At 75.0% G+C, this 25928-nt stretch carries 26 protein-coding genes and 1 pseudogene; 9 read left to right on the plus strand and 18 right to left on the minus strand.

Features of this window, described 5'->3' with window-relative positions; all coding sequences use genetic code 11:
- Window positions 1–19 precede the first annotated feature (19 nt).
- Window positions 20–583 (plus strand): NUDIX domain-containing protein, encoded by a 564-nt coding sequence (locus tag KSE_RS09390; protein ID WP_051055148.1) that lies wholly within the window; start codon window positions 20–22, stop codon window positions 581–583.
- A 50-nt stretch (window positions 584–633) separates the two neighbouring features.
- Here KSE_RS09390 and KSE_RS09395 read toward each other — a convergent pair whose 3' ends face one another.
- Window positions 634–939, minus strand: coding sequence for a hypothetical protein (locus tag KSE_RS09395; RefSeq protein WP_014135055.1), 306 nt, complete (start codon window positions 937–939; stop codon window positions 634–636).
- Window positions 940–1429: 490 nt separating this feature from the next.
- Window positions 1430–3769 carry a Tex family protein gene (locus tag KSE_RS09405; RefSeq protein ID WP_014135057.1) on the minus strand — a complete coding sequence of 780 codons (2340 nt, stop codon included), beginning with the start codon at window positions 3767–3769 and terminating at the stop codon, window positions 1430–1432.
- 289 nt (window positions 3770–4058) lie between these two features.
- Between KSE_RS09405 and KSE_RS09410 the strand changes: the two genes are divergently transcribed.
- Both KSE_RS09410 and KSE_RS09415 read left to right on the plus strand, forming a co-directional pair.
- Window positions 4059–5369: a glycosyltransferase 87 family protein gene (locus KSE_RS09410; protein ID WP_014135058.1), complete on the plus strand. Its 1311-nt coding sequence runs from the start codon at window positions 4059–4061 to the stop codon at window positions 5367–5369.
- A 29-nt stretch (window positions 5370–5398) separates the two neighbouring features.
- Entirely contained in the window at window positions 5399–5785 is a 387-nt protein-coding gene (locus KSE_RS09415) for a PPOX class F420-dependent oxidoreductase (RefSeq protein WP_014135059.1), read from the plus strand.
- 17 nt (window positions 5786–5802) lie between these two features.
- On the opposite strand, the gene KSE_RS09420 is transcribed toward KSE_RS09415, so the two are convergent.
- From KSE_RS09420 to KSE_RS09455, 8 genes are all read right to left on the minus strand, one after another.
- The gene (locus KSE_RS09420) at window positions 5803–6588 is read right to left on the minus strand and encodes an SGNH/GDSL hydrolase family protein (RefSeq protein ID WP_014135060.1); all 786 of its coding nucleotides are present in this window, start codon (window positions 6586–6588) and stop codon (window positions 5803–5805) included.
- Between the two features lie 85 nt (window positions 6589–6673).
- Window positions 6674–7924, minus strand: coding sequence for a cytochrome P450 family protein (locus tag KSE_RS09425; RefSeq protein WP_014135061.1), 1251 nt, complete (start codon window positions 7922–7924; stop codon window positions 6674–6676).
- Window positions 7921–8214, minus strand: coding sequence for a cytochrome P450 (locus tag KSE_RS09430; RefSeq protein WP_014135062.1), 294 nt, complete (start codon window positions 8212–8214; stop codon window positions 7921–7923). The genes KSE_RS09425 and KSE_RS09430 overlap by 4 nt, the downstream gene beginning before the upstream one ends.
- Window positions 8211–9449: a cytochrome P450 family protein gene (locus tag KSE_RS09435; RefSeq protein ID WP_014135063.1), complete on the minus strand. Its 1239-nt coding sequence runs from the start codon at window positions 9447–9449 to the stop codon at window positions 8211–8213. The genes KSE_RS09430 and KSE_RS09435 overlap by 4 nt, the downstream gene beginning before the upstream one ends.
- Window positions 9450–9753: 304 nt before the next feature.
- On the minus strand, window positions 9754–10554 hold the full coding sequence (locus tag KSE_RS09440; RefSeq protein WP_014135064.1) for a family 1 encapsulin nanocompartment shell protein: 801 nt from the start codon (window positions 10552–10554) through the stop codon (window positions 9754–9756).
- Window positions 10551–11606 (minus strand): Dyp-type peroxidase, encoded by a 1056-nt coding sequence (locus tag KSE_RS09445; RefSeq protein WP_014135065.1) that lies wholly within the window; start codon window positions 11604–11606, stop codon window positions 10551–10553. The genes KSE_RS09440 and KSE_RS09445 overlap by 4 nt, the downstream gene beginning before the upstream one ends.
- Window positions 11607–11722: 116 nt before the next feature.
- Complete coding sequence (locus KSE_RS09450) at window positions 11723–12181, minus strand: MarR family winged helix-turn-helix transcriptional regulator (protein ID WP_231873151.1); 459 nt, start codon at window positions 12179–12181, stop codon at window positions 11723–11725.
- A 79-nt stretch (window positions 12182–12260) separates the two neighbouring features.
- Window positions 12261–13286, minus strand: a complete 1026-nt coding sequence (locus tag KSE_RS09455) for a MerR family transcriptional regulator (RefSeq protein WP_014135067.1) — start codon at window positions 13284–13286, stop codon at window positions 12261–12263.
- Window positions 13287–13452: 166 nt separating this feature from the next.
- Here KSE_RS09455 and KSE_RS09460 point away from each other — a divergent pair, with 166 nt between their 5' ends.
- Window positions 13453–15567, plus strand: a complete 2115-nt coding sequence (locus KSE_RS09460; RefSeq protein ID WP_014135068.1) for an MMPL family transporter — start codon at window positions 13453–13455, stop codon at window positions 15565–15567.
- 17 nt (window positions 15568–15584) lie between these two features.
- Here KSE_RS09460 and KSE_RS09465 read toward each other — a convergent pair whose 3' ends face one another.
- The 5 genes and pseudogenes from KSE_RS09465 to KSE_RS09485 all read right to left on the minus strand — a co-directional run.
- On the minus strand, window positions 15585–16499 hold the full coding sequence (locus KSE_RS09465; RefSeq protein WP_014135069.1) for an IS982 family transposase: 915 nt from the start codon (window positions 16497–16499) through the stop codon (window positions 15585–15587).
- Window positions 16500–16654: 155 nt separating this feature from the next.
- The gene (locus KSE_RS09470) at window positions 16655–17200 is read right to left on the minus strand and encodes a sigma-70 family RNA polymerase sigma factor (RefSeq protein WP_014135070.1); all 546 of its coding nucleotides are present in this window, start codon (window positions 17198–17200) and stop codon (window positions 16655–16657) included.
- Window positions 17201–17280: 80 nt separating this feature from the next.
- Window positions 17281–17790 (minus strand): hypothetical protein, encoded by a 510-nt coding sequence (locus KSE_RS09475; RefSeq protein WP_014135071.1) that lies wholly within the window; start codon window positions 17788–17790, stop codon window positions 17281–17283.
- A gap of 49 nt (window positions 17791–17839) precedes the next feature.
- A complete protein-coding gene (locus tag KSE_RS09480; protein ID WP_014135072.1) occupies window positions 17840–18343 on the minus strand; it encodes a hypothetical protein in 504 nt (167 codons plus the stop codon).
- A 68-nt stretch (window positions 18344–18411) separates the two neighbouring features.
- Window positions 18412–18765 (minus strand): annotated as a pseudogene (locus tag KSE_RS09485) (winged helix-turn-helix transcriptional regulator); the annotation flags it as partial.
- A 99-nt stretch (window positions 18766–18864) separates the two neighbouring features.
- Here KSE_RS09485 and KSE_RS09490 point away from each other — a divergent pair.
- Window positions 18865–20076, plus strand: a complete 1212-nt coding sequence (locus KSE_RS09490; RefSeq protein WP_014135074.1) for a pyridoxal phosphate-dependent aminotransferase — start codon at window positions 18865–18867, stop codon at window positions 20074–20076.
- A gap of 243 nt (window positions 20077–20319) precedes the next feature.
- Window positions 20320–20814 (plus strand): hypothetical protein, encoded by a 495-nt coding sequence (locus tag KSE_RS09495; RefSeq protein WP_014135075.1) that lies wholly within the window; start codon window positions 20320–20322, stop codon window positions 20812–20814.
- Window positions 20815–20824: 10 nt separating this feature from the next.
- On the opposite strand, the gene KSE_RS09500 is transcribed toward KSE_RS09495, so the two are convergent.
- Entirely contained in the window at window positions 20825–21157 is a 333-nt protein-coding gene (locus KSE_RS09500) for a YnfA family protein (RefSeq protein WP_014135076.1), read from the minus strand.
- A 326-nt stretch (window positions 21158–21483) separates the two neighbouring features.
- Here KSE_RS09500 and KSE_RS39820 point away from each other — a divergent pair, with 326 nt between their 5' ends.
- From KSE_RS39820 to KSE_RS09510, 3 genes are all read left to right on the plus strand, one after another.
- Window positions 21484–21753 carry a hypothetical protein gene (locus KSE_RS39820; protein WP_014135077.1) on the plus strand — a complete coding sequence of 90 codons (270 nt, stop codon included), beginning with the start codon at window positions 21484–21486 and terminating at the stop codon, window positions 21751–21753.
- Window positions 21746–22369, plus strand: coding sequence for a DUF6879 family protein (locus tag KSE_RS09505; protein WP_014135078.1), 624 nt, complete (start codon window positions 21746–21748; stop codon window positions 22367–22369). The genes KSE_RS39820 and KSE_RS09505 overlap by 8 nt, the downstream gene beginning before the upstream one ends.
- Window positions 22370–22445: 76 nt before the next feature.
- Entirely contained in the window at window positions 22446–23300 is an 855-nt protein-coding gene (locus tag KSE_RS09510) for a methionyl-tRNA formyltransferase (protein ID WP_014135079.1), read from the plus strand.
- A gap of 7 nt (window positions 23301–23307) precedes the next feature.
- Here the strand turns inward: KSE_RS09510 and KSE_RS09515 are convergent, their stop codons facing one another.
- Together KSE_RS09515 and KSE_RS09520 are read right to left on the minus strand one after the other, a co-directional pair.
- On the minus strand, window positions 23308–25485 hold the full coding sequence (locus tag KSE_RS09515) for a tetratricopeptide repeat protein (protein ID WP_014135080.1): 2178 nt from the start codon (window positions 25483–25485) through the stop codon (window positions 23308–23310).
- On the minus strand, window positions 25482–25895 hold the full coding sequence (locus KSE_RS09520) for a hypothetical protein (protein ID WP_014135081.1): 414 nt from the start codon (window positions 25893–25895) through the stop codon (window positions 25482–25484). The genes KSE_RS09515 and KSE_RS09520 overlap by 4 nt, the downstream gene beginning before the upstream one ends.
- Between the last annotated feature and the right edge of the window lie 33 nt (window positions 25896–25928).

A 25928-nucleotide genomic window follows, 5' to 3' on the forward strand; every position in this document is an offset into this window, starting at 1 on the left:
CCGGGACTACGATCGATCGATGACGGACACCACACGCAGAGCAAGCGAAAGCGCCGAACTGGCGGCCAGGTACCCGGCCCTGCACGCGCCGCAGCGCTGGGAGTGGGGCGGCATGGACGCCCAGTTCAGCACCGCGCTGCCACCCGACGAACTGGTCACCAACATCCACCTCGTCGGCTTCGCCGGCGACGACGTGGTCCTGTGCCTGGACGCCCGGGGCCACTGGTTCCTGCCGGGCGGCACCCGGGAGGCCGCCGAGAGCGTCGGCTCCTGCCTGGAGCGCGAACTGCGCGAGGAGGCCGGCGCCCGCCTGCTGGGCCCGCCGACCTGGATCGGCCACCACCTGGCGGTCTCCGAGGGCGCCGCCCCCTACCGCCCCTGGCAGCCGCACCCGGTCAAGGCCTGGCTCTGGGGCTGGGCCGACATCCTGGTCGACTCCTCCCCCACCAACCCGGAGGACGGCGAACAGGTCGTCGAGGTCCGCCCCGTCCCCCCCGCGGAGGCCCAGCGCCTGCTCACCCAGCACCGCGAGCCCTGGTGGCCCGAACTCATCGCCCTGGCCGTGGAGTCCCGCAACAGCTGAGGGGCGGCCGAGCCCGGTCGCCTCGGCACAGGCCCGGGCTCGCCAGGCCGTCAGAACGGGTTCCCGCCCTCGATATCGGTGTGCCACCACTGGACTGCGGTGATCACCACATGCCGATGAGGCCCCGGGACGATCTCGTACTCAAGCAGGGCGGCATGCCCTTCCAATGGGATGTCCCGACTGTGCGGGTCCCGCCCGATCGACGCGCTGGCCGGATCCCAGGGATCGCGCATCAGCCGCAACTGCACGGCCAGCACCGCGTGGTGGAGCGAGTCGGGGGCGGCGACCAGCAACTCCTCCACCTCCAACGAGGGCTCGACGGGCCACAGTTCGGCGGCGTCGAAATCCTCGTCCACCGGCTAGCCCTCCCGCTTCTCCCTCCGGCTCCGCAGGGAATCCCAGGAGCCCAGCGGCAGTGTACCGGCGCGAGCAGCGGCAGACCGGGCCTCGCGTCCGCCGCGCTGGTCCAGCGTGGCCCGGCACCACCACACCTCAAGCAGGCGTTCGAACGCCTCACCGGTCGCGGTGCCCCCCAGCTCGACGCGGAACCGCATGCGCCTGCTCGGCAAGAGCGCGGCGGCGATGCCGTCGGGGGTACGGGGGATCTCCGGACGGATGTCAGCATGCTGGTGCGGTTGAGCGCTCACGGAAACCTCCTCGCCTGCTCCACTCGGTCGGACCTCCAGTATGGCCCCGAAAACATGCCGGGTGAGCTTGAAAGCATGCCGAGTATGCCCTGAAAGCACACCGGGTGAGCGCTGAAAGCATGCAGGGGGCGAGCCGCCGAGAAGAGTCGGTGCCCAGAAACCGTGCATGTCCTGGGCACCGGCCGCCGATCGGGAAGCGCTACTTGCCCAGGCCCGCGCGGCGGAGGGCGTCGGCCATGGCGGAGTTGCCGGGGGCGGGCGGCGGGTTGCCGCCGGAGCGGCGGTCCGAGCGGTCCGGGCGGCCCTGGCGGTCCTGGCGGGGCGGGCGGGAGTCGCGGCGGTTGCCGGAGCCGGCCGGGCCGGGGGTGGTGTCGTCGTCGAGGCGGAGGGTGAGGCCGATCCGCTTGCGCTGGACGTCGACGGCGGTGACCTTGGCGCGGACGATGTCGCCGGGCTTGACCACCTCGCGCGGGTCCTTGACGAAGTTCCTCGACAGCGCGGAGACGTGCACCAGGCCGTCCTGGTGCACGCCGATGTCGACGAAGGCGCCGAACGCGGCGACGTTGGTGACCACGCCCTCCAGGACCATGCCGACCTCCAGGTCGGAGATCTTCTCGACGCCGTCCTTGAAGGTGGCGGTCTGGAAGGCGGGCCGCGGGTCGCGGCCGGGCTTGTCGAGTTCGCCGAGGATGTCGGTGACGGTCGGCACGCCGAAGGTGTCGTCGGCGAAGTCGCCGGGCCGCAGCGAGCGCAGCACCGGGCCGTTGCCGATCAGTTCGCCGATCTTCCCGCCGGTGGCGGCGAGGATCCGGCGGACCACGGGGTACGCCTCGGGGTGGACCGAGGAGGCGTCCAGCGGGTCGTCGCCGCCGGGGATCCGCAGGAAGCCCGCGCACTGCTCGAACGCCTTGGGGCCGAGCCGGGCGACGTCCTTGAGCGCCCGCCGGGTCCGGAACGGCCCGTTGGCGTCGCGGTGGGCGACGATGTTGTCGGCGAGCGTGCCGGTGATGCCGGAGACCCGGGTGAGCAGCGGCGCGGAGGCGGTGTTGACGTCGACGCCGACGGCGTTGACGCAGTCCTCGACGACGGCGTCCAGCGAGCGGGAGAGCTTGAGCTCGCTGAGGTCGTGCTGGTACTGGCCGACGCCGATCGACTTGGGGTCGATCTTGACCAGTTCGGCCAGCGGGTCCTGGAGCCGGCGGGCGATCGAGACGGCGCCGCGGATCGAGACGTCGAGGCCGGGGAGCTCCTGGGAGGCGAACGCGGAGGCGGAGTAGACCGAGGCGCCGGCCTCGCTGACCATCACCTTGGTCAGGCCCAGCTCGGGGTGGCGCTTGATCAGGTCGGCGGCGAGCCGGTCGGTCTCCCGGGAGGCGGTGCCGTTGCCGATCGCGACCAGGTCGACCCGGTGCTCGGCGGCCAGCCGGGCCAGCGTGCCGAGCGCGGCGTCCCACTTGTTGGCGGGCTGGTGCGGGTAGATCGTCTCGTGCGCGACGACCTTGCCGGTGGCGTCGACGACGGCGACCTTGACGCCGGTGCGGAAGCCCGGGTCGAGGCCCATGGTGGCGCGGGTGCCGGCCGGGGCGGCGAGCAGCAGGTCGCGCAGGTTGGCGGCGAAGACCCGGACGGCCTCGTCCTCGGCCTCGGCGCGCAGCCTGGTCCGCAGGTCGATGCCGAGCCGGACGAGCACCCGGGTGCGCCAGGCCCAGCGGACGGTGTCGGTGAGCCACTTGTCGGCGGGGCGGCCGCGGTCGGCGATGCCGAAGCGGGCGGCGATCCGCTGCTCGTAGTCGCTCGCGCCGGGCAGGTCGGCCTCCTGCTCGCCGTCGTACGGGGAGAGTTCGAGGTCGAGGACCTCCTCCTTCTCGCCGCGCAGCATGGCCAGGATCCGGTGCGAGGGGAGCTTGGTGTACGGCTCGGCGAAGTCGAAGTAGTCGGCGAACTTGGCGCCGTCCTGCTCCTTGCCGTCGCGGACCTTGGCGACCAGCCGGCCGCGGGTCCACATCCGCTCGCGCAGCGAGCCGACCAGGTCGGCGTCCTCGCCGAAGCGCTCGACCAGGATGGCCCGGGCGCCCTCCAGCGCGGCGGGCACGTCGGCGACCTGCTCGCCGAGGTAGGTCGCGGCGAGCGCGGCCGGGTCCTGGCCGGGGTCGGCGAGCAGGGTGTCGGCGAGCGGTTCGAGGCCGGCCTCGCGGGCGATCTGGGCCTTGGTGCGCCGCTTGGGCTTGTACGGGAGGTAGATGTCCTCCAGCCGGGCCTTGGAGTCGGCGGCGAGGACCTGGGCGCGCAGCGCGTCGTCCAGCTTGCCCTGGGCCTCGATGGACTCCAGGACGGCGGTGCGCCGCTCCTCCAGCTCGCGCAGGTACCGCAGCCGCTCCTCCAGGGTGCGCAGCTGGGTGTCGTCGAGCGCGCCGGTGGCTTCCTTGCGGTAGCGGGCGATGAAGGGCACGGTCGCACCGCCGTCGAGCAGGCCGACCGCGGCCTGCACCTGGTTCTCGCGGACGCCGAGTTCTTCGGCGATCTTGCGTTCGACGGGCATGGTCACGGTGCCGGTCTCCCCTTCTGACGGTTGCGCGGTGTCGCCCGTGCATTCTGGCAGGTCCGGCGGACGCCGTCCGGTGGTCCGGGTGGTCGCCGGTGGCGTGGCGCTTTCCGGGGAGGTCCGGGGACACGCGTCGGGCGGCCCGGAGGCCGACCGGATTGTCTGATATGAGAGACAAGCGGCCCCTGCCGCGTGCCCCGCCGCACCCCCGCCACGCATCCGCCGCACCGCACGCCCGCCGCACCCCCGCCCGGCATCCGAACGTCACACGAGCGCACAGGAGGACATGGTGGCGCAGGCCCCCGCCCCGGCCGTCCGGACTCCCGCCCGACCGGTCCGCTGGAACCGCCCCGCCACCTGGCCCCGCGAGGTGCTCGCCCTCGCCGCGTACTGGGTCGCCAGCCGGGTGGTGATGATCGGCCTGATCCGCTCCGGCCGGACCGAGCCCGCGATCGAGGTGCACCGGCTCTACCAGGGCTGGTACCAGGTGCTGCGCACCGGCACCTTCCCGGTCGACGACGTCACCTGGCAGTACCCGCCCGGCGCGGCGCTGCCGATGCTCGCGCCGGGCCTGCTGCCGTTCCTGAGCTACCTGCAGGCGTTCGTGCTGATCGTGCTGGTGGCCGACGCCGTCGTGCAGGCCGCGCTGCTGGCGGCCGGCCGCGGCCCGGGGCGCTCCGACTGGGGGGCCTGGGCGTGGGCGCTGGCCCTGCCGCTGCTGCTCGGCCTGCCGTACGGGCGCTACGACCTGCCGGCCACCGCGCTGGCGGTCGGCGCGCTGCTGCTGCTCCCGTCCCGGCCGCGGCTCGGCGGGGTGCTGGCCGGGATCGGCGCGATGGTGAAGGTGTGGCCCGCGCTGACCCTGCTGGGCACGCCGCGCGGGCGCACCACCCGGCAGGCGTGGACGGCGGCGGCGGTCTCGGCGCTGGCCCTGCTGCTGGTGTTCGTCGCGTTCTTCGACCACACCCTGGACTTCCTGCACGCCCAGCGCGGCCGGGGCGTGGAGATCGAGTCGCTGGGCGGCAGCGTGCTCCAGGTGGCCCGGCAGTTCGGCTGGTCCGGCCGGGTCGAGCAGCACTACGGCTCGTTCGAGTTCCTCGGCCGGTACGTGCACCGGATCTCGCAGCTCTCGCTGCTGCTGACCGTCGCCGCGTTCGGCTGGCTGCTGCTCTGGCGGGTCCGGGCCCGGCGCTGGACGGCCGCCACCCCGTACGACGCGGCGCTGACCGCGGTGCTGCTGTTCACCGTCACCAGCCGGGTGATCTCCCCGCAGTACCTGGTCTGGCTGATCGGCCTGGGCGCGGTCTGCCTGACCGTGGAGTGCACCACCCAGCGGCCGGTGGCGTTCCTGCTGCTGCCCGCCGTCGGCGTCACCACCGTCGACTACCCGCTGTTCTTCGACTCGATGCAGGCCGGCGGCTGGTGGCCGACCGCCGTGATCCTGCTGCGCAACGGGCTGCTGCTGGCCGCCTCGCTCTGGTCGGCGGCCCGGCTCTGGCGGGCCACCGTCTCGCCCGCGCCCGAACCCCGCCCGGCCGACCGCGCGCACGGCGACCCGCGCCCCGACCCGGACCCGGACCCCGTCCCCGCCGCGTGACGCGGGGTCAGCGGCCGTACACTCCCCCAATGGCCGACACCGCGCTCGACCGGCTCGCCGCCGGCAACTACCTGCTGATCACCAGCTACAAGAAGGACGGCAGCGCCGTCCCCACCCCGGTCTGGGTGGTCCGGGACGGCGACACCCTCGGCGCGTGGACCGCCGCCGGCTCCTGGAAGGTCAAGCGGATCCGGCGGCGCGGCGACGTCCTGGTCGGCCCGTGCGACGTCCGCGGCAACCCGAGCGGCAAGTCGCTGGCCGCGCACGCCGAGATCGCGGACGCCGCCACCACCGAGCGCTACCGGCAGCTGCTGGCCCGCAAGTACGGCCTGCTCGGCCGGCTCACCCTGCTCGGCAGCCGGCTGCGTCGCGGCAGGGCCGGCACGGTCGGCATCACGATCCGGCTGGACGGCTAGCCGCTGCCCGGGCGCTGTCAGCTGCCGTCGTAGGGCAGCAGTTCGGGCCGCTTGGCCGGGCGGCCGTCGCCGGAGGAGCGGCCGCGCAGGCGGCGGCCGATCCAGGGGCCGACGTGGGTGCCGAGCCAGCGGGCGTCGTCGCGGGCCTTCCGGGCGCGGGTGCGGGGGTCGGGGTCGGCGAGCGGGGCGCGCCAGTCCTCGGCGGCGGGGCGGCCGAGGGCCTCCAGGACGGCGAGGGCGACCCGGCGGTGGCCCTCCGGGGAGAGGTGCAGGCGGTCCTCGGCCCAGAGCCGGCGGTCGTCGAAGCCGGGCGCGGAGAACAGGTCGACCAGCACGACCCGGTCGGGTTCGTCCCGCACCAGGCTCTCGACGTACGCCTTCATCCGGAGGATCGCGGGCAGCAGGCGGCGGCTGCCGGCCATCCGCCGGGTCGGGTCGGTGGAGGTGAACAGCACCACGGTGCGGCCCTCGGCGAGCAGCGCGCGGACGCACTCGCCGAGCAGCCGTTCGACCTCGGCGACGTCGCAGCCGGGGCGCAGCACGTCGTTCAGGCCGCCCGCGAGGGTGACCAGGTCGGCGTCGGTGGCGGCGGCCAGGTCGACCTGTTCGGCCCGGATCTGGCCGATCAGCTTGCCGCGGACGGCCAGGTTGGCGTAGCGGAAGCCGTCCGGGGCGGCCTCGGCGGCGAGCGCGGCGGCGACCCGGTCCGCCCAGCCGCGGTAGTGCCCGTCGGGGAGGACGTCGTCGCACATCCCCTCGGTGAACGAGTCGCCCACCGCCACCATCGTCCGGTACTGCCGCACTCCGCCTCCTGGGTCCGTCGCTCGCTGCCGCCCCACCCTACCGAGGCGTAACGACGCGTTCGGGCGGCGGTGCCAGGGGGCGGCGTCAGCGGGCGGTGGCCGGGCGGGGCACCACCTCCAGCACGGCGGGGCCGTTGACGATCAGCGAGGGGAGGCGGGCCGGGCGGCGGCCGGGTTCGGCGGCGGCCAGCTCGGGCAGCCGCTCGAACAGGGTGCGCAGCGCGATCTCGGCCTCCAGCCGGGCGAGCGGCGCGCCGACGCAGAAGTGCGGGCCGTGGCCGAAGGCGAGGTGGCCCTTGTCGGCGCGGGCGGGGTCGAACTCGTCGGGGCGGTCGGGGTGGCGTTCCGGGTCCCGGCCGGCGGCGGCGAAGCCGATGATGATCGGGTCGCCCTTGGGGATCAGCACGCCCTCGCCGAGGTCGAGGTCGGCCAGCGCGTAGCGCAGCGGCAGGTACATCACCGGGCCCTCCAGCCGGAGGGTCTCCTCGATGACGTCCGACCAGCCGGTCTGGCCGGCCGTGACCGCCGCCAACTGCTCGGGGTGGTCGAGGAGTTCGAGGGCGGCGCTGACGATCAGGTTGACGGCGGTCTCGAAGCCGGCCGCGATCATGGTGAGCAGGGTGCCGAGCAGTTCGTGGTCGGCCAGCGGGCGTGCGCCGGGGCGGTCGGAGAGCAGCAGGTCGCTGGTCAGGTCGGACGCCGGGTGGGCCCGCTTGTAGGCGAGCAGTTCGGCGAGGCGCTCGTACAGCCGGGTCAGCGCGGCGAGCGAGTCGGCCTCGTCGAGCGAGGAGTCGAGGACGGTGTCGATGAGTTCGCCGAGCGGGTCGCGCAGGTGCGCGGGGACGCCGAACAGGTCGCAGATCACCGTCATGGTCAGCGGCCGGGCCAGCGCGTGCCGCAGGTCGGCTCGCTCGCCGGGCGGGAGGGCGGCGAGCGCGTCGACCAGCCGGTCGGCGGTGGCCTGCACCTGCGGGCGCATCCGTTCGACCCGGCGCGGCAGGAAGGTCGGGGCGATCCGGCCGCGGGCCTCGCGGTGCGCGTCGCCGTAGTGGTTGACCAGGCTGTCCTGGAAGGCGACCGACCCGAGCACCCAGCCGGGCGGGACGTCCCCGGCTCCCGGCCAGTGCCGGCGGTAGTCGCGGGAGACCCGCGGGTCGGTGGTCAGCGCCTGGATCACCGCGTGCCGGGTCACCGCCCAGGCGAGCACCCCGCCGGGCAGCTCCACCCGCACCGCGGGTCCCCGGGCGCGCAGCCCGGCGGCCTCGACGTGCAGTGCGGCCGCGGCCGGATCCAGCACCGGACAGCCCCGGAAGGGCTCGGACGGGACGGTGTTCACGCGTGCGCCTCCTTGGGATCCCGCACCACCGGGCGGGGGACGACGGGCAGGGCGGCCGGGCCGTTGACCACCGTGGACGGGATCCGGGCGGGCGGGCGGCCGGGGTCGGCGGCGGCCGGCTCGGGCAGCCGGTCGAACAGGGTGCGCAGCGCGATCTCGGCCTCCAGCCGGGCCAGTGGCGCGCCGACGCAGAAGTGCGGGCCGTAGCCGAACGCGAGGTGCGACGTGTCGGCGCGGGCCGGGTCGAAGACGTCCGGCCGGTCGGGGTGGGCGGGCGCGTCCGGGCTCATCGGCTCACCGGCCGGGGCACCACGTCCAGGGCCGCCGGGCCGTTGATGATCATCGACGGGACCCGCTCGGGCGCCCGGCCCGGCTCGGCCAGCGCGAGGTCGGGCAGCCGCTCGAACAGGGTGCGCAGCGCGATCTCGGTCTCCAGCCGGGCGAGCGGCGCGCCGACGCAGAAGTGCGGGCCGTAGCCGAACGCCAGGTGCGACGTGTCGGCGCGGGCCGGGTCGAAGACGTCCGGCCGGTCGGGGTGCGCCTCCGGGTCCCGGCCGGCGGCGGCGAAGCCGATGATGATCGGGTCGCCCTTCGCGATCAGCACGCCCTCGCCGAGGTCGATCTCCTCGACGGCGTACCGCAGCGGGACGTGCATCACCGGGCCCTCGAACCGCAGCGTCTCCTCGATCACGTCCGCCCAGCCGATCGCGCCGGCCCGCAGCGCGGCCAGGTGCGCGGGGTCGGCGAGCAGTTCCAGCGCGGCGCTGCTGATCAGGTTGACGGCGGTCTCGAAGCCGCCGGTGATCATCGTGAACAGGGTGCCGATCAGCTCCTGCTCGGACAGCGGCCGCTCGCCCGGACGGTCGGAGAGCAGCAGGTCGCTGGTCAGGTCGGCCGCCGGGCGGGCCCGCTTGTGCGCCAGCAGCGCGCTCAGCCGCTCGTTCAGCTCGATCTGGGCGGCCAGCGCGCGCTCCTCGCCGAGCGAGGAGTCCAGCACGGTGTCGATCACCGCGCAGAGCGCGGCCCGCATCTCCTCCGAAACGCCGAACAGGTCGCAGATCACCGTCAGCGTCAGCGGCCGGGCCAGCGTGCTCCGCAGGTCGGCGCGCTCGCCCGGGGCGAGCGCGCCGAGCGCCGCCACCAGCCCGTCCGCCGTCGCCTGCACCTGGGCCCGCATCCGCTCCACCCGGCGCGGCAGGAAAGTCGGGGCGAGCCGCCCGCGCGACGCGCGGTGCTCGGCCCCGTACTGGTTGACGAAGCTGTCCTGGAACGCGACCGGCCCCAGCACCCACCCCTGCGGCACCTCCGCGGCCGCCGGCCAGTGCAGCCGGAAGTCCCGCGACACCCGCGGGTCGGTGGTCAGCGCGTGGATCACCGCGTGCCGGGTCACCGACCAGGCCCGCACGCCCCCCGGCAACTCCACCAGCACCGCGGGCCCGCGCGCCCGCAGCCCCGCGGCCTCCGCGTGCAGCGCGCTGCCCGCCGGATCGAGGAACGGACATCTGGGAACGGAAGAATCGGACACGGTGTGCTCCCCTCACCGGAAATCCCCGCACGTCCCCCCATGGTGGGGCCCGCACCGCACCCCCGGAAGCAGCTGTTCGACTTTGGCCCGAATCCGCTCCCGCCACCCCCAACTCCCTTATCTCCAGCCACAGTTGAGGACAGCAGACCCAGCAGGAGCCACGACCGGGCGACGGCGGACTCCGCGCGCCCCCGACGCACCGCGCGCCCGGGCGCCGTCCGGCGCGGGAGCTTCCCCCGCGGGCACGGAGAACCCCGCCCGCTCCGGGCGGCCGGAGCGGGCGGGGGAAGGGGGTCGGGGCCGGTCAGGAGGAGGTGAGGGCGACCGCGGCTTCCGGGGTGTGGAGCTGGAAGGTGAGGGATTCCTGGAGGTAGAGGTGGACGGTGGTGTCGTCGTGGGAGAGGTAGCCGATCGAGAGGTCCTCGCCGAGGTGGAGCTCGAAGTCGCCGCCGCGGGCGGAGAGCAGCACGGCGCCCTCGACGGCGGGGGCCCAGATGATCTCGCCGTCGAGGAGGCGGGCGAGGTGGTTGTGGACGGGGTAGCCGTGGTCGGAGGTCTCGTTGACGGCGGTGAAGGTGTCGGCGCCGAGCAGCAGCGAGTAGGGGCCGCCGACGCCGGCCAGGCGCAGCGCGGTGAGGGCGCGGCTGACGGCGTTGGGGTACTCGCGGACGTCGGCGGGCAGCGCGATCGGGTGGTTGGTGGAGCCGTCGCGGATGCCGGTGATGCCGGCCGCCTGGTAGCCGTCGAAGAGGGCGCGGTCCTCGGCGAGGGCGATGGTGCGGGCGGCGTCCTTGACCGGGTCCCAGTCGGAGTCCTTGGAGCCGCGTTCGACGTCGTCGACGGCGGCCCGGGTGACGGTGAAGGGCACGCGCAGTTCGACCACCTGGAGGGCCTCCCGGGCCCGGGCCTGGACGCCGCTGCCGGGGGCGGCGATGTCGGCGAGGTGGCCGGTGCCGACGGCGGCGAGCTCGGGCCCGTCCGGGCCGGAGAGGTCGACGACGCGGCGGCCGGCCACGTGCAGCCGGAAGGTGCGCCGGGCCTCCTCCTCGATCTCGGCCCAGGCGGCGGCGGAGACGGGCGCCAGGTCGCGGTGCAGGTTGTTCACGGTGCGGGGCTCCTTTTCAGGCTGCCGATGCCGAGGCTGCCGTCCCGGACCGGCGGGGCGGGCACGGCGTCGGCGGACGGGGTGTCGGCGGGCGGGGTGTCGGCGGGCGGGGCGGGTGCGCCGGGGGCGGGTGGCGGATCGTTCAGGAAGTCCGCGCTGGGGACGTGGAAGAAGGTGCCGGTGACCGGGGTGGAGAAGTCCAGCAGCCGGTCGTGCGCGGCGGGGCCGCGGCCGAGGAACATGTTGCGGAGCATCTCCTCGGTGACCCCCGGGTCGCGGGCGTAGCCGATGAAGTAGGTGCCGCACTCGCCGCCTTCGGCGAACGACCCGAACGGCATGTTCAGCCGCCAGATGTCGCGGTCCTCGCCGTCCGGCCCGGTGACGGTGTTCAGCGCGACGTGCGAGTCGGCGGGCTTCGCGGCGTCGTCGAGTTCGACGTTGTCGAGCTTGGTGCGGCCGATCACCCGCTCCTGCTGCTCGGTGCCGATCGCGTTCCAACCGGCCATGTCGTGCAGGTACTTCTGCACGATGACGTAGCTGCCGCCGGCGAAGGCCGGGTCCTCGTCGCCGATCAGGACGGCGTCGGCGGCGTCCGGCCCGACCGGGTTCTCGGTGCCGTCGACGAAGCCGATCAGGTCGCGGCAGTCGAAGTAGCGGAAGCCGTGCGTCTCGTCCAGCACGGTGACCCGGTCGCCCAGCCGGCGGCTGACCAGCGTCGCCAACTCGAAGCACAGGTCCATCCGTTCGGCCCGGACGTGCAGCAGCAGGTCGCCGGGGGTCGCGGGGGCGAGGTGCCGGGGGCCGGCCAGCTCGACGAAGGGGTGCAGCCGGGCCGGGCGGGGGCCGGCGAACAGGCGGTCCCAGGCGTCCGACCCGATGCCGAGCACCGCGCTGACCCGCTCGTGCGGCGCCCGGGTGCCGACCGTGCGGGCCAGCCCGCCGAGGTCGGGCAGCAGGTCGCGGACGGTCTCCTCGCCGCCGTCCTCGATCGCGAGCACCAGGAACACGGCGGCCCCGGTCAGCGTGGCGAGGACCGGTTGGGGCTGCGGCATGGCGGGTGCTCCCAGGGGGCTGCCGGACATTCGGACGCCCGCCGACCATACCCGGCAAAAGGTTCAATACCCTGCGATGACGCCCGAATCGGGCGTGTCAGGCGCGGCCGGTCGACTCAGGACGGCTCGGCGCGGCGGTGCTCGCGGAGGCCGGCCAGCTCCTCGGTCATCCGGGTGAGGAAGCGGACCACGGTGGCGACCTGCTCCGGGGTGAACTCGGCCCGGACCCGGTCGGTGCGGTCGGCGACGGGCGCGAACCACTCGCCGGCGATCCGGGCCGCGTCCGGGTGGTAGTGCACGTGGACCTGGCGGCGGTCGTGCTCGTCGCGGGTGCGGTGGACGTGGCCGGCCCGCTCCAGCCGGTCCAGGACGGCGGTCACCGCGCCGGAGGTCAGGCCGAGTTGGGCGCGCAGCCCGCCCGGGGTGAGGCCGGGCGGGTCGGGCGCCCGGAGCACCGCGAGCAGGGCCTGGACGTCGGTGGCGTGCAGGCCGGAGGCGGCGGCGAAGTCGTGCCCGAGCTGGTTCATCTCGGACGCCAGCCCCTGCAGCAGCCGCCCGAACTCACGCTGCTCCACCGGCCGCCGTCCCGCCGGCTCCTGCTCCACCACGCCCGTCCGCCCGCCTGCCCGGTCACCCGCCGGGCCGGTCACGACCTTAGCGGGCCCGGCCCGCGCCCTCACCCCCGCGACCTGCCGCCCGCGCCAACAGGTCGAGCGCGCCCGGCAGGTCGCGCGGGGCGAGTGCCCCGGGCGGCCGGGTCGCCCGCTGCCAGCCGGGACCGGCCGCCAGCAGGACGGGGCGGACCCGGGCGCCGCGGGTGCCCCAGGCGGTGGCGGCGACGGCCCGGGCCGGGGCCGGGTCGGCGGTGGCCCGGGTCTGCGACCAGAGCAGGACGGCGGCCGGGCCGGTGCGCCGGACCGCCTCCGCCAGCGCCCCGGCGGGCAGCGCGGCGCCGAAGATCCGGAACGGCAGGCCGCGTTCGGCGAGCCCGGCGGCGACCGCCTCCAGCGCCAGGGTGTGCTGCTCGCCGGGCATCGCGGCCAGCAGCACCGGCGACCCGCCCGCGTCGACCGGCGGTTCGGCGACCCGGCGCAGCGCACTGGAGACGTGCCAGGACAGCAGGTGCTCGACCTCGACGTACCGCTCGCCGCCGTCCGCCGCCCACCGGCGCCCGGCGGCCCGCAGCGCGGGCGCCATCACGTCCGTCCAGGCGGCGACCGCGCCGAGCCGCTCGACGCCGGTGCGCAGCAGCCCGGCCACCTCGGCGCTGTCCAGCCGCCGCGCGGCCCGGGCCAGGCCGCGCACCTCGGGACGGACCTCCCCGGCCGGGGCCGGCACGGCGGGCGACGGGACCAGCGGCTGCGGGACCAGCGGCTGCGCGGCGGGCGGCGAGGCGGGAGCAGCCGGCGGGGCGGGGTCCGTCGGCGCCGGGAGGAGCACGGCCGGGCCCAGGGCGAGCCGGGCGGCCTCGGCGGGGGGCAGGCCGCTCGCGGTGAGCCGGCACATCTCCTCCAGCACCGCGACGTCCCGCGCGGTCCAGCGCCGGTGCCGCCCGGCCGCCCGCTCGGCCGGGCCGATCCCGTAACGGCGTTCCCAGGAGCGGACGGTGGTCGGCGACACCCCGAGCCGCCGGGCGACCTCGCCGGTGCTCGCCCCGGCCTCGGGCGGTTCTACTGGCATCCCGTCAGCCTAGGCGCTGGGGGCCGCCGCCCGGCGGGCTTCGGCCGGTTCGCGCGGTTCGGGGCCGGGGCGCGGGGAGCGGTCCCATCCGTTCCCGTGGCGGCTCCGAACAGCGGTGCGGATCCGCCCTTGAAAAGTCTCTCAATGATTGAGATATCCTCCGGCCATGCCGACGCCCGCACCGCCCGCATCCCCGCCCGCCGCCCCGTCCGCGCCGCCCGGCGCCTCCGGACGGCTCCGCTTCGTGCTGCCGCTCGTCCTGCTGCTGGTCTGGCTGGCGCTCGGCGGCGCGCTCGGGCCGTTCGCCGGACGGCTCGGCGAGGTGTCGACCAACGACGGCGCGGCGTTCCTGCCGCGCAGCGCCGAGTCGACCCGGGTCGCGCAGCTGGAGCAGGACTTCCGCACCGAGTCGACGCTGCCGGTGGTGCTGGTCTGGGAGTCCTCCGCCGGGCAGGTCGACGACGCGCTGCGGACCGCCGCCGGCCGGGCGCTGGCGGCCGCCGCCGAGGTGCCCGGCGCCACCGGGCCGACCTCGCCGCTGCTGCCGTCCGAGGACGGCCGGGCGCTGGAGGCGGTGGTGCAACTGCGCGCCGACCTCGGACCGGAGACCAAGACCGCGGTCAAGGCGATCCGCGACCTGGCCGGGCAGGTCCCGGGCGCGGTCGCCGGAGTGGCCGGACCGGCCGCGGTGCTGGCCGACCTGTCGGGCGCGTTCGCCGGCATCGACGGCCTGCTGCTGGGCGTCGCGCTCGGCGTGGTGCTGCTGATCCTGCTGCTGGTCTACCGGGCGGTACTGCTGCCGCTGCTGGTGATCCTGGGCGCGGTGTTCGCCCTCGCCACGGCCTGCGCGATCGTGTACGCGCTGGCCCGGCACGGCGTCGTCCGGGTCGACGGGCAGGTGCAGGGGCTGCTGTCGATCCTGGTGATCGGCGCCGCCACCGACTACGGGCTCCTGTACTCCGCCCGCTTCCGCGAGGAACTGGCCGCCGGACGGGACAGGTACGCGGCCGCCCGCACCGCGCTGCGCCGCTCGGTCGAACCGGTCGCCGCCTCCGGCCTGACCGTCGGCCTGGGCCTGCTCGTCCTGCTGCTCTCCGACCTGACCAACAACCGGGCGCTCGGCCCGGTCGGCGCGATCGGCATCGCCTGCGCCGTGCTCTCCGCGCTGACCTTCCTGCCCGCGGTGCTCGCGCTGTGCGGCCGGGCCGCGTTCTGGCCCGCCCGGCCCAAGGCCGACGGCGCCGGCGGCGCGCACCGGATCTGGCAGCGGGTCGCCGACCTGGTCGGCCGCCGCCCGCGCGCGCTGTGGATCGGCTCGGCCGCCGTCCTGGCGGCGCTCGCCGCCTGCTCCCCGCTGCTGGACGCCCGGGGCGTGCCGCAGTCCGAACTGTTCACCACCGCCCAGCCCTCGGTCGCCGCGCAGCGCCTGCTCTCCGCGCACTTCCCCGGCGGCTCCGGCAACCCGGCCGTGATCGTCGCCGACGCCGCGCACGCGGACGCCGTCACCGCCGCCGCCGCGCAGGTGCCCGGCGTCGCCTCGGTCCGCCCGTACACCGGCGGCGCCCCGACCGCCCCGCCGGTCGTCACCGCCGCCGGCCTGGTCCGGCTCGACGCCACGCTCGCCGACCCCGCCGACAGCGACGCCGCCCTCGCCACCGTCGCCCGGCTGCGGACCGCCGTGCACGCCGTGGACGGCGCCGACGCCCTGGTCGGCGGCTACTCCGCGCAGCAGGCCGACACCCGGACCACCGCCCGGCACGACCGGACGCTGATCATGCCGGTCGTGCTGCTCTGCATCCTCGCCGTGCTCGTCCTGCTGCTCCGCTCGGTGCTGGCGCCGGTCCTGCTGGCCGCGACCGTCGCGCTCTCCTACCTGGCCACGCTGGGCGTCTCCGCGCTGGTCTTCCCGCACGTGTTCGGCTTCTCGGCGACCGACCCGTCCGTCCCGCTGTACGGGTTCGTCTTCCTGGTCGCGCTGGGCGTCGACTACAACATCTTCCTGATGACCCGCGTCCGCGAGGAGACCGCGGCCCTCGGCACCCGGGCCGGCGTCCTGCGCGGCCTCACCGCGACCGGCGGCGTCATCACCTCCGCGGGCGTCGTCCTCGCCGCGACCTTCGCCGCCCTGGGCGTCATCCCGCTCGCCTTCCTGGCCCAGATCGCCTTCATCGTGGCCTTCGGCGTCCTGCTCGACACCCTCCTCGTCCGCTCCCTGCTCGTCCCCGCCCTGGTCCACGACCTCGGCGGCCGCACCTGGTGGCCGGCCCGCAAACCGGACTAGATGATTGATGCGAAGGGTTAGTGGTCGTAGGCGGTCAGCGAGCGCATGACGGGTTGGCCGGTGCGGTCGTTGTGCCAGATCGCGGTGGTCAGGGCGAGGATGCGTTGCAGGACGCGGACTGTCACCCCGGTCGGGGTGCGGCCCTGGTGGCGTTCGAGGTCGAGTTGGGCCTTGAAGGTCTGGTTGACGGACTCGATGACCTGTCGCAGGGGCTTGAACAGGCTGGATCCGGCCCGTGGGGGCTCGCCCTTGCGGGCCGGCCGCAGCAGGTGGAGTCCCCATTCGGCCAGTTCGCGCTCGAATGCGGCGCCGTAGTAGTGCCGGTCGGCGATGAGGGTCTGGCCCGGGAGGGTGCGGACGAGGTCGGATTCGGCGTGGAGCATGCCGAGCAGGGTCTGGCGTTCGTCGGCCTTGGCTCCGGTGAGGGCGAAGGCGACGGGCAGGCCGTGCAGGGTGCACACCAGGTGCGGGCGAAGGCCCCAGAAGTATCGGGAGTGGCTGGCACAGTAGCCGTGCTCGGCCCATCCGGCCAGGTCGGAGCGCTTGGCGGTCTCCCGGGAGCGGCCGCACTCCACCGGTGTGGAGTCCACGACCCACACGCTGTCGCTCCACAGCGAGGTGTCCCTCGCGAGCAGGCGGTTGACGTGGGCGATGAGGTCGGCGGCCTTGCGCAGCCGCCGGTTGTAGCCGGACTGCCCGGGCAGGTAGGGGAACAGGTGCCGCAGGTGGGACGAGGCATGGCGGAGCCAGCGGCGTTCGGAGGTGAAGCCGAGCAGGGCCTGCATCACCGCGAGGGTGACCAGTTCGGCGTCCGTGAGCCGGGGCTTGAGGCCGACCGCGGGCCGCCAGGGTGCCAGATGCGGCGATTGCTTCAGCAGGTCGTCGGTCTTCACGTAGAGTGCGGTCGCGAGGGAGTCCAGGTCAGGCGTCACAACCGACCTTTGGACTCCCTCGCTTCATCTCATGCGCGCCAGCAAGCCCTTCGCATCAATCATCTAGCCGGGACCCCCTCCGGGGGAGGGCACTCGACGACGCCCTCCCCACCCACCCCAGCCGCCCCGCAGGGGCCACCACCCACCCCACCCGCTCAGGCCAACTCCGCCCGCAACCGCCGCAACCCGTCCCGCACCCGGCTCTTGACCGTGCCGAGCGGGGTGTCGAGCAGGGTGGCGATCCGGGTCTGGGTGCAGCCGCCCCAGTAGGCGAGGGTGAGTGCTTCGCGCTGGGTGGGGTTGAGGGTGGCGAGGGCGGTGCGGACGGCGTGGTCCTCGATGCGGCGTTCGGCTTCGGCGGCGACGCTGTCGTACGCGGGGCGGTACTCGCGCAGGGCGGCCGCGCGTTCGCGTTCGGCGCCGGCCTGGGCGGCGCGGACCCGGTCGACGGCGCGGTGGTGGGCGGCGGTCAGCGCCCAGGCGTGCACGCTGCCGCGTTCGGGGCGGTAGCGGGCGGCGGTGCGCCAGAGTTCCAGGAAGACTTCCTGGACGACTTCCTCGCTCTGTGCCTGGTCGCGCAGCACTCGCCGGACCACCGCCCCGACGGGGCCGAGCAGTTGCCGGTACAGGGCCTCGAAGGCGTCCCGGTCGCCTTGGGCGACCCGGGCCACCAGTTCGCCCTCGTATCGTTCCGCTATCACTCGGCAACGGTCGCCCGCGCCCGGAACCGGACGCCACTCGCAGCGTTCGTGCAGCGTTTCAACGGGGACCGCCCGGCGGCTCAGCCGAAGGCGATCGCGCCCCCGGCCACCAGCACGGCCAGCGCGGTCAGGCCGCCGTACACCGCGAGGTGGTAGCGACGGTCGCGCCCGGCGAAGCGCAGCCAGTCGCGGCCGGGTTCGGCGCCGGGCGGGCCGGCCAGGGTGCCGAAGGCGGTCGCGGCGAGCAGCACCGTCAGCAGGTAGAGCACGCCCGACCAGCCGGTCTGCGCGTGGTCGGGGCCCTCGTCCAGGAGGCCGCCGAAGGTGCTCGCCGCCACCACGAACAGCAGGCAGAGCGTCAGGCTGACCAGGGTGGCGGGCCGCCGGTGGCCGGGGCGTTCGCGCCACAGCGGGGCGATGAAGCTCGACGCGGGCATCAGCAGCGGCCCGAGCAGGTACGCCGGGAACGCGCCGTCGCCGAACAGCGCCGAGAGCGCCCAGGCCGCCAGTGCGATGCCCGTTCCGATCGCCGCTCCGGCCGCTCCGGCCCGGAAGCCGTCCCGGGCGCCGGCCAGATCCGTTTCGTCCACGCCCGGAACCTACCCCGCCCGGCTCCGGATGCCACCACCGCCCTGGCGGCTACCGGGCGCCGAGGACCGCGATGCCCGCCTCGCCCGCCGCGAAGGCGGCGAGCGGTTCGGCGGCCGAGGCGATCGTGGCGGCCGGGCCGGGGTGGTCGACCAGCAGGACGGGCTGCGGCTCGCCGTCCCGTTCGGCGGGGACGAAGTCGGTGGCGAGTTCGCGGCGCAGCAGCGGCACCCAGTCGTCGCCATCGCCTCGGTCCACCCGGCCCGCGAACTCCGCCGACAGGGCCGGGTGTTCGGCGAGGAGGCGGGTGAGGACGGCGCGGTGGGTGACCAGGGTGACGGCGAGCCGGCCGGGGGTGCGGGTGTAGCGGGCGGAGAGGTCGTCGGGGAGGAGGTGGAAGACGCCCTCCTCGCCCTCGTGGCCGTAGCCGAGCAGGGCGTTGACGGCCTGCTCGCCGGGGTCGGCGGAGGTGGTGTCGACGGCGATCAGCACGCTGGTGGCGGCCGGGTCGAGCGGCGGGACGGCGGTGATCCAGATGCCCGGGGAGGTGGTCATGGCGGCCAGCCAAGCACGCCCCGCCGACAGTTCCGCAGCTCGCGGCCCGCGGTGGTTCAGGCGCCGGTGTACCAGTGCTCGCGGACGGCGTCGGTGGGGCGCGGGTCGCCGAGGTCGGGGCCGCCCCAGTGGGCCAGCGCCTCGACGACCGGGCGGAGTTCGGCGCCGCGCGGGGTGAGCTCGTAGACGGTGGCGTTGGCGGGGCGCTCCAGCCGGCGGCGTGCGACCAGGCCCTCGCCCTCCAGCTGCTTGAGGCGGGTGGCCAGGATGTCGGTGGAGACGCCGGGCAGGTCGGCGTGCAGGTCGGTGTAGCGGCGCGGGCCGGCGAGGAGCTCGCGGACGATCAGGAGGCTCCAGCGCTCCCCCACCGCGTCCAGGGCGCGGGCGACGGCGCAGTACTGGTCGTAGCTTCGGCGTGGCATGTCGTCAGCATAGCCAATAGGTTGGACTTTCCAAGTCCTTACTTGGTAGAACGAAGCAAGCCGGCCGCAGGGGTTCGGTGACGGGTCGGGAGGCCGCTGATGGAGTTTCGCCAGTCCAGCAAGCTGAAGGACGTGTGCTACGAGATCCGTGGCCCGGTCGTCGACACCGCCAACGCCCTGGAGGAGGCCGGCCACAGCGTGCTGCGGCTGAACACCGGCAACCCGGCCCCGTTCGGCTTCGAGGCGCCCGAGGAGATCGTCCAGGACATCATCCGCAACCTCGCCAACGCGCACGGCTACTCCGACTCGCGCGGCATCCTCCCCGCCCGCCGCGCCGTCGTGCAGTACTACCAGCAGCGCGGCGTCGCGGGCGTCGGCGTGGACGACGTGTACCTGGGCAACGGCGTGTCCGAGCTGATCCAGATGGCCGTGCAGGCGCTGATCGACGACGGCGACGAGGTGCTCGTCCCGATGCCGGACTACCCGCTGTGGACGGCCGTGGTGCGGTTCGCGGGCGGCAAGGCGGTGCACTACCTGTGCGACGAGGAGTCCGACTGGTACCCGGACCTGGACGACATCGCCGCCAAGATCAGCCACCGCACCAAGGCGATCGTGGTGATCAACCCGAACAACCCGACCGGCGCGGTCTACCCGAAGGAACTGCTGACCGGCATCCTCGACCTGGCCCGGCGGCACAACCTGCTGGTCTTCGCCGACGAGATCTACGACAAGATCCTGTACGACGGCGTCGAGCACCACTGCCTGGCCGCGCTCGCCGACGACGTGCTCACCCTCACCTTCAACGGCCTGTCCAAGGCGTACCGGGTGGCCGGCTTCCGCAGCGGCTGGCTCGCGGTCTCCGGCCCCAAGGAGCACGCCAAGGACTACCTGGAGGGGCTCACCATGCTGGCCGCGATGCGGCTGTGCCCCAACGTGCCCGCCCAGTACGCCGTGCAGGCCGCGCTCGGCGGCCGGCAGTCGATCAACGACCTGGTGCTGCCCAACGGCCGGCTCACCGAACAGCGCGACGTCACCTGGCGGGCGCTGAACGAGATCCCCGGCGTCTCCTGCGTCAAACCGCGCGGCGCGCTGTACGCCTTCGCCAAGCTCGACCCGGCCGTGCACCGGATCGTCGACGACGAGCGCTTCGTCCTCGACCTGCTGCTCCGCGAGAAGATCCACATCGTCCAGGGCACCGGCTTCAACTGGCCCCGCCCCGACCACTTCCGCTTCGTCACCCTGCCGCGCGCCGACGAACTGGAGACCGCGATCAGCCGGATCGGCCGCTTCCTGGCGACCTACCGGCAGTAACGGCGGGTCGGCGGACCGGCGGGCCCACCGGCCTGGCGGTGGGGGCGGGGGCGGGGCGCGTCCCAACCGTCCAGGACGGGCAGCAGGGCGTCGTCGACGGTCCGGGCGCCTTCGCGCCGGAGGGGCGCCGCGCGGCATTCGGATTGCCGATCGATAACGAACCAGGCACTGGAACTCCACCGATCGCACACATTCGGAAGGATGGCGGCTCGTCCAGAGCCGTTCCCCCGAGATGAGCCCCCCTTGTCCCTCTCCCTCCGCCTGCGCCGGGCCTCCGCCGCCGGCGCGCTGCTGGCCGCCGCCCTCTTCGCCACCGCCTGCGAGCCCACCGACCCGGTCGCCCCCGCCAGCCCCGCCGCACACAGCAGCAGCGCCCCCGCCGCACCCGCCCCCACCCCGACCCCGTCGCCCACGCCGACTCCCACCCCAACCCCCACCCCAACCCCCACCCCGACGCCCGAGCCCACTCCCCCGGCCACCCCGGCGCCCGCCGCGAGCACCCCGCCCGCGAAGGCCGCGGCCACCCCCACCACCGCCCGCACCACCAGCAAGCCGCCGACCCCGACCCCGGCGCACACCCAGGAGGCGGCGGCCTGCCACCCGCTCTCCAACGCGGGCAACTGCTACAAGGCGGGCCAGTTCTGCCGCAACTCCGACCACGGCGTCTCCGGCACCGACGCCTCCGGCCGGACCATCGTCTGCGTGGACAAGAACGGCTGGCGCTGGATCGCTTCCTGAGCCCGCCCGGCTACCGGCGCGGCCCGTACATGATCACGCCGACGCCGACCAGGCAGACCAGCACCCCCACCACGTCCCACCGGGTCGGCCGGAACCCGTCCAGCACCACGCCCCACACCAGCGACCCGGCCACGAACACCCCGCCGTACGCGGCCAGCACCCGCCCGAAGTCGGCGTCCGGCTGCAGCGCCGCCGTGAACCCGTACAACCCCAGCGCGACCACCCCCAACCCGGCCAGCCACCACGGCCGGGACTCCCGCACCGCCTGCCAGACCAGCCAGCACCCGCCGATCTCCAGCACGGCGGCCAACGCGAACAGCAGGATCGAACGGACGGTGCTCACCGCCCCACCCTAGACGGCGCCCGCCCCGGACCCGACAGCACCCGGTCCGGGGCGGGCATCACGACCTCACCGCGGACCCTGCGCACAATACGATGAATGTCATGGATTGTCTTCCGCTAACCGGCCGCGGGAGAGGGGCGGAATCATTTCGATCACGTGCCGGAACCGGCGTTGACCGACCGGTTGACCCGGAAACTCCGGGAAACCCCCTGGATATCCCGTGGACACTCCTGGAAACCCGCGGCCCGACAACCGAAAACCATCCCGCCCCCTCGCCCCGTCGGCTACCGTGAACGGACCTGAACGGACCCGACGGGAGGACCTCAGTGCCCGAAGCCTGGGAAGCCGATCCCTCGTCCCCACTGATCCGACGCCTCGGCAGGTCTCCCGCCGAGCTCGGAACCACCGGCGGGGAACAGGGCTGCCCGGATATCTGGGAATTGGCGAACGGCGATATCGCCGTCGTCGGAATAGACCTTACATCATCGTATCTTCCGCATCTCCCGCCGGAACTCACCGTGGGCCCGGACGAACGCATCGTCGTGATTCCCCGGAGAACGGCCGCGGCCGCGAAGGCGGACCTGCCCGATGCGTAGCCCGAAGCCGGAGGGAACCGGCCGGCACCTGGGCCTGGAGGAGTACCTGGCGGACTTCGACCGGTATTTCTGGGACTGCGGCCCGGCGGGTTTCTGGAAGCTCGAACGGCAGCAGCACTTCCAGGAGCCCGGCGTGGCCAGCTGGGAAGCGTTCCGGCGGGGCGACTGGGACGAGTCACTGGCCCTGATCGAACGGCAGCGGGGCCACTACGAGACCTACTTCCGGCGGATCGCCGAGCACGGCTTCGCCCTGCACCGGGTCCGCTGCGTGGAGGAGCCGGTCTCGCCGTACCTCCAGTGGGAGCTCCACCTGCTGCGCCTGAAGGCCGTGATCGGCGAGGACACCCGGGTGCTCGACGGGAACGCGACGCGCTCCTACGAGGGGGGCGGGGAACTCCCCGAAATCATCGTGCTCGGCAGCACCGTCATGTACGAGATCGTCTACGACCGCACGGGGAAGCTGGCCGGGGGCGTCCGGTTCTCGGACCCGCGGGAGATCTCCCGCTGCCGACTGGCGATCCAGGAGATGCACCGGCTCGGCGAACCGCTGCGGGAGTACTTCGACCGCCGGATCGCGACGCTCCCGCCGCCCCGGGCCGCCGACCACCCCGACTGACCACCCGTCACCTTCCCGTCACCGTCACGCCCCGCCCGGATCCGGCCCGGGTCCGGCCCGTACCCGAAGGCGAGCCGTGCGCGTCATCCTCATCTCGTACTCCGCGCAGGGTTTCGCCCTGCTCGACGGCGTCTGCCGGAAGGCCGGGCACGCGCCGGTCGCCTACCTGCACGCCCGCTCGCTGCGGCCGGGCGGGCCGACCCGGGACGGCGCGGGCGACACCGCGGGCCGGATCGTCGACGCCCTGCCCGACGGCATGGACCTGCTGGTGCCCGGGCGGAAGGCCGCTCTGCCGGACCTGCTGGCCGGGTACCGGGCCGATCTGGCGGTCTGTTACGGGTTCCCCTGGCTGGTTCCGCCGGAGGCCCTGCGGGCGACCCGGCTGGGCGCCCTCAACGTGCACACCTCGATGCTGCCGAAGTACCGGGGGCCGCTCCCGGTGAACTGGGCGATCAGGAACGGCGACGAGGAGATCGGCGTGAGCGTCCACTGGATGGCGGACGGGTTCGACACCGGCGGGATCCTCGCTCAGCGGGCCGGGATCCCGCTGGCCGACGACGTCCTCCCGGAGCCGCTGTGGCGGGAGGTCGACGCGCACGTCGAGCAGCTGCTCCCGACCGCGCTGGAGCAGGCCGAACGCGGCTCCCCCGGCATCCCCCAGGACGAGGCGGCGGCCTCCTACGCGGGCTGGATGGAGCCCGCGTTCTCCCGGATCGACTGGGCGGACGCCCGGACGGCGGTCCACCACCAGGTCCGGGCCTTCCGGTTCGGCAGCTCGGGGCGGTCCGGCCCGGTCGCGGTGGTCGACGGGCGGCGGGTACGGGTGCTGCGCACCTCGCTGCTGCCCGCGGACGGGGTCGAGGTGGCCTGCGGGGACGGCCCGCTGTGGGTCACCGGGACCCTGCCGGCGGAGCGCGAGCCCGGCCACTGAGCCGGCCTCAGGCCGGCCCCGCCGGCCCCTGCCGCTCCTGCGGCTCCGCCGCCGCCAGCGAGCGCCGGTACCTGGCCAGCTTCTCACCGACCCCCACCGTCCAGGGGTGGTCCGGGCCGAGCACCCGCTCCCGCCAGGCCAGGACGGCCTCCGCCTGCCCGATCGCCTCCCGGTGCCGGCCGAGCGCGTCCAGGACGCCGCTGAGCAGGCTGCGGGCCGCGAGGGTGATCGGGTAGTCGGCCCCGAAGCGGCGCTCGTGCGCCTCCAGCGCGCGCCGGGCGGACGGCAGGGCCTGCGCGGGCCGGCCGGTGCCGAGCAGGGCGCCCGCGCAGTTGAGGTCGGCGGCGAGGGTGACCGGGTGGTCCGGGCCGAGCTCGCGGAGGCAGTCGGCGACCAGTCCGGGGCCGGACGGCGCCTCCCGTTCAAGGTCGGGGCCGGGGGGCAGTTCCAGCAGGCAGGCCCGCGCTTCCAGGGTCAGCGGGTGCCACTGCCCCAGCCGGGCGGTGCGTCCGGCGACGGCGCGGTGCATCAGCCGTACCGCCTCCGCCGGGTGTCCGGTCCAGGTCAGCGGCCTGGACAGGTGCAGGCAGGAGGTCAGGGTGTCCGGGTCGTCGGGGCCGGCGACCCGTTCGAGGTCGGCGAGCACGGCGCGGTGCAGTGCCGCCGCCTCCTCCAGCCGGCCCAGCCGGTCCGTGGCCTTCCCGATCCGCTGCCGCAGCCGCAGCACCAGCACGTGGTCGGCCCCCAGCCGCTGCCCGGCGAGGTCCGCCGCCCGCTCTGCGGCGGCGAGCGCCGAGGCGTAGTCGCCGGAGCGGTGCTGGGCGGTCGCCAGGCGCAGGGCGCAGGCGGCGGCCGACTCGGCGGTCGCGGTGGTGGTTTCGGGCCAGGAGAGCACCCGGCGCAGCAGCGCCAGGACGTGCGGGGCGAGCGGGGTGAGCCGGTTGTCGCGCAGGCCGCGTTCCGGCCGGGCGGGCAGCGAGCCCAGCAGCAGGCCGGCCGCCGAGGCGGCCAGCCGGTCGCGCTGGTCGGCGGGGGTGGCCCGGGCGACGCTGTCCAGCAGGACGCCGTGGGTGCGCAGGCAGCGGAGTTCGCCGGGGACGAGTTCGGTGAGCGAGTGGTTGAGCAGGCCCCGGACGGCCGTCTCCACCCGGTCGTCGGGGAGCGGCAGTTCGGGGCCGCTGTGGGCGAGCAACGGCAGCGGGAGGAGGTCGTGGGACCAGCAGGAGAGCAGCCGGAGCAGGGTGACGGCCTCGGGCAGGCCCTGGCCGACCAGGGAGTCGAGCGAGAGCTGCCAGGTGCCGCTGACCAGGTGGCGGGTGTCGTGGCCGGGGGCGAGCGCTCCCCGGTCGATCAGCTCGATGGGGTCCTGGCGTTCCCGCAGCCGCCGCCCGTACTCCTCCATCGTCCAGGGGGAGATCACCTGGTGGGCGAGGAAGCCGCCGGCCAGGGTCAGGGCGAGCGGGAGCCGGCCGAGCCGGTCGGCGACGGCGGCCGCGTCCTCGGCGCTGCCGGTGCCGGGGGCCAGGTCGCAGAGGACCTGGGCCGCCTCGGCGCGCGGGAGGACGCCGACGTGCAGCAGTTCGGCGGCGGGCCACCAGTGCCCGGCCGCCTGCCGGGTGGTGACCAGGACGACCCCGCGCGGGCTGGTCCGCAGCCAGCCGCCGTCCCGGAGGACGGCGGGGTCGTCGGCGTCGTCGAGGACCAGCAGCCAGGGCTGGTCGGAGCGTTCGAGGTGGTGCCAGACCAGGTCGGCGGCGGCGCGCAGGCCGTTGCGGGCGGCGGTCAGCGCGCCGTCCTCGGCGCCGCGGTCCGCGGCGACGGCCAGCATGCCGGCCCGCAACGAGGCCGGGTCGGAGGCGTTGACCCAGAGTCCGAGCCGTCCGTGCTCCCGGGTGGCGTGCTCGAAGACCGCGCACGCCACGGCGGTCTTCCCGCAGCCGCCCAGGCCGTGCAGGACGAGCACCTCGTTGCCGGTGTCGGCGGCGACGGCCGCCCGCAGGCGTTCGAGCAGTTCGCCCCGGTCGCGCAGGATGGCCGGGGCGCGGCCGACGGGCGGGTGCCGGACCGAGTCCGGGCCGGCCCAGGTCTCGGAGTGGTGGTGGTGGTGTTCGGTGACGTGCTGGTCGCCGGCGGCCTGGTAGACCCGTCCGTGCCCGGTGGCCCGGCCCTCGTTGGCGGCCGTCACGGCCGACCGATGTGCAGGTCACGGCCGGCCTGGTAGACCCGGGAGCTGCCCGCGGCCTCCGCGCGCTGGACCACCGCGGGGGCGGCGGCCGGGGTGTCGGGGGCGAGTTCGGCGAGCAGGGCGCGCAGGTCCGCGACGAGTTCGGGGTGGGCTTCGAGCAGGCGGCGGACCCGTCCCCGCCACTCCGCGGCGACCTCGGCCGCGGTCTGCTCGTCGCCGGCCGCCCCGGCCTCCAGGACGTCCCGGCGGGAGGCGTCCAGCTGGGCGGCGAGGCCGGCCTCGTGGTCGGGTCGGACGCGGCGCCACAGGGCGAGCACACCGGCGCGCACGCTGTTCCAGGTCTCGGTGGCCAGCAGGGTGGCGATGGTCGTGCCCGCCGTGCCTGCCAACAGGGTGATCTCCGCGTCCATCCGCTGCCCCTCCTCGATCCGTCCGGGCTACCA

The sequence above is a fragment of the Kitasatospora setae KM-6054 genome (assembly GCF_000269985.1).
In the GTDB taxonomy this organism is placed as follows: Bacteria; Actinomycetota; Actinomycetes; order Streptomycetales; family Streptomycetaceae; genus Kitasatospora; species Kitasatospora setae.

Bases quoted from the DNA above. Each gene is read 5' to 3' on its own strand.
- KSE_RS09405 (WP_014135057.1), bottom strand. From the start codon at position 3,769: ATGCCCGTCGAACGCAAGATCGCCGAAGAACTCGGCGTCCGCGAGAAC.
- KSE_RS09505 (WP_014135078.1), top strand. From the start codon at position 21,746: ATGCGTAGCCCGAAGCCGGAGGGAACCGGCCGGCACCTGGGCCTGGAG.
- KSE_RS09520 (WP_014135081.1), bottom strand. From the start codon at position 25,895: ATGGACGCGGAGATCACCCTGTTGGCAGGCACGGCGGGCACGACCATC.
- KSE_RS09415 (WP_014135059.1), top strand. From the start codon at position 5,399: ATGGCCGACACCGCGCTCGACCGGCTCGCCGCCGGCAACTACCTGCTG.
- KSE_RS09390 (WP_051055148.1), top strand. From the start codon at position 20: ATGACGGACACCACACGCAGAGCAAGCGAAAGCGCCGAACTGGCGGCC.
- KSE_RS09480 (WP_014135072.1), bottom strand. From the start codon at position 18,343: ATGACCACCTCCCCGGGCATCTGGATCACCGCCGTCCCGCCGCTCGAC.
- KSE_RS09490 (WP_014135074.1), top strand. From the start codon at position 18,865: ATGGAGTTTCGCCAGTCCAGCAAGCTGAAGGACGTGTGCTACGAGATC.
- KSE_RS09460 (WP_014135068.1), top strand. From the start codon at position 13,453: ATGCCGACGCCCGCACCGCCCGCATCCCCGCCCGCCGCCCCGTCCGCG.
- KSE_RS09410 (WP_014135058.1), top strand. From the start codon at position 4,059: ATGGTGGCGCAGGCCCCCGCCCCGGCCGTCCGGACTCCCGCCCGACCG.
- KSE_RS09455 (WP_014135067.1), bottom strand. From the start codon at position 13,286: ATGCCAGTAGAACCGCCCGAGGCCGGGGCGAGCACCGGCGAGGTCGCC.
- KSE_RS09445 (WP_014135065.1), bottom strand. From the start codon at position 11,606: ATGCCGCAGCCCCAACCGGTCCTCGCCACGCTGACCGGGGCCGCCGTG.
- KSE_RS09430 (WP_014135062.1), bottom strand. From the start codon at position 8,214: ATGAGCCCGGACGCGCCCGCCCACCCCGACCGGCCGGACGTCTTCGAC.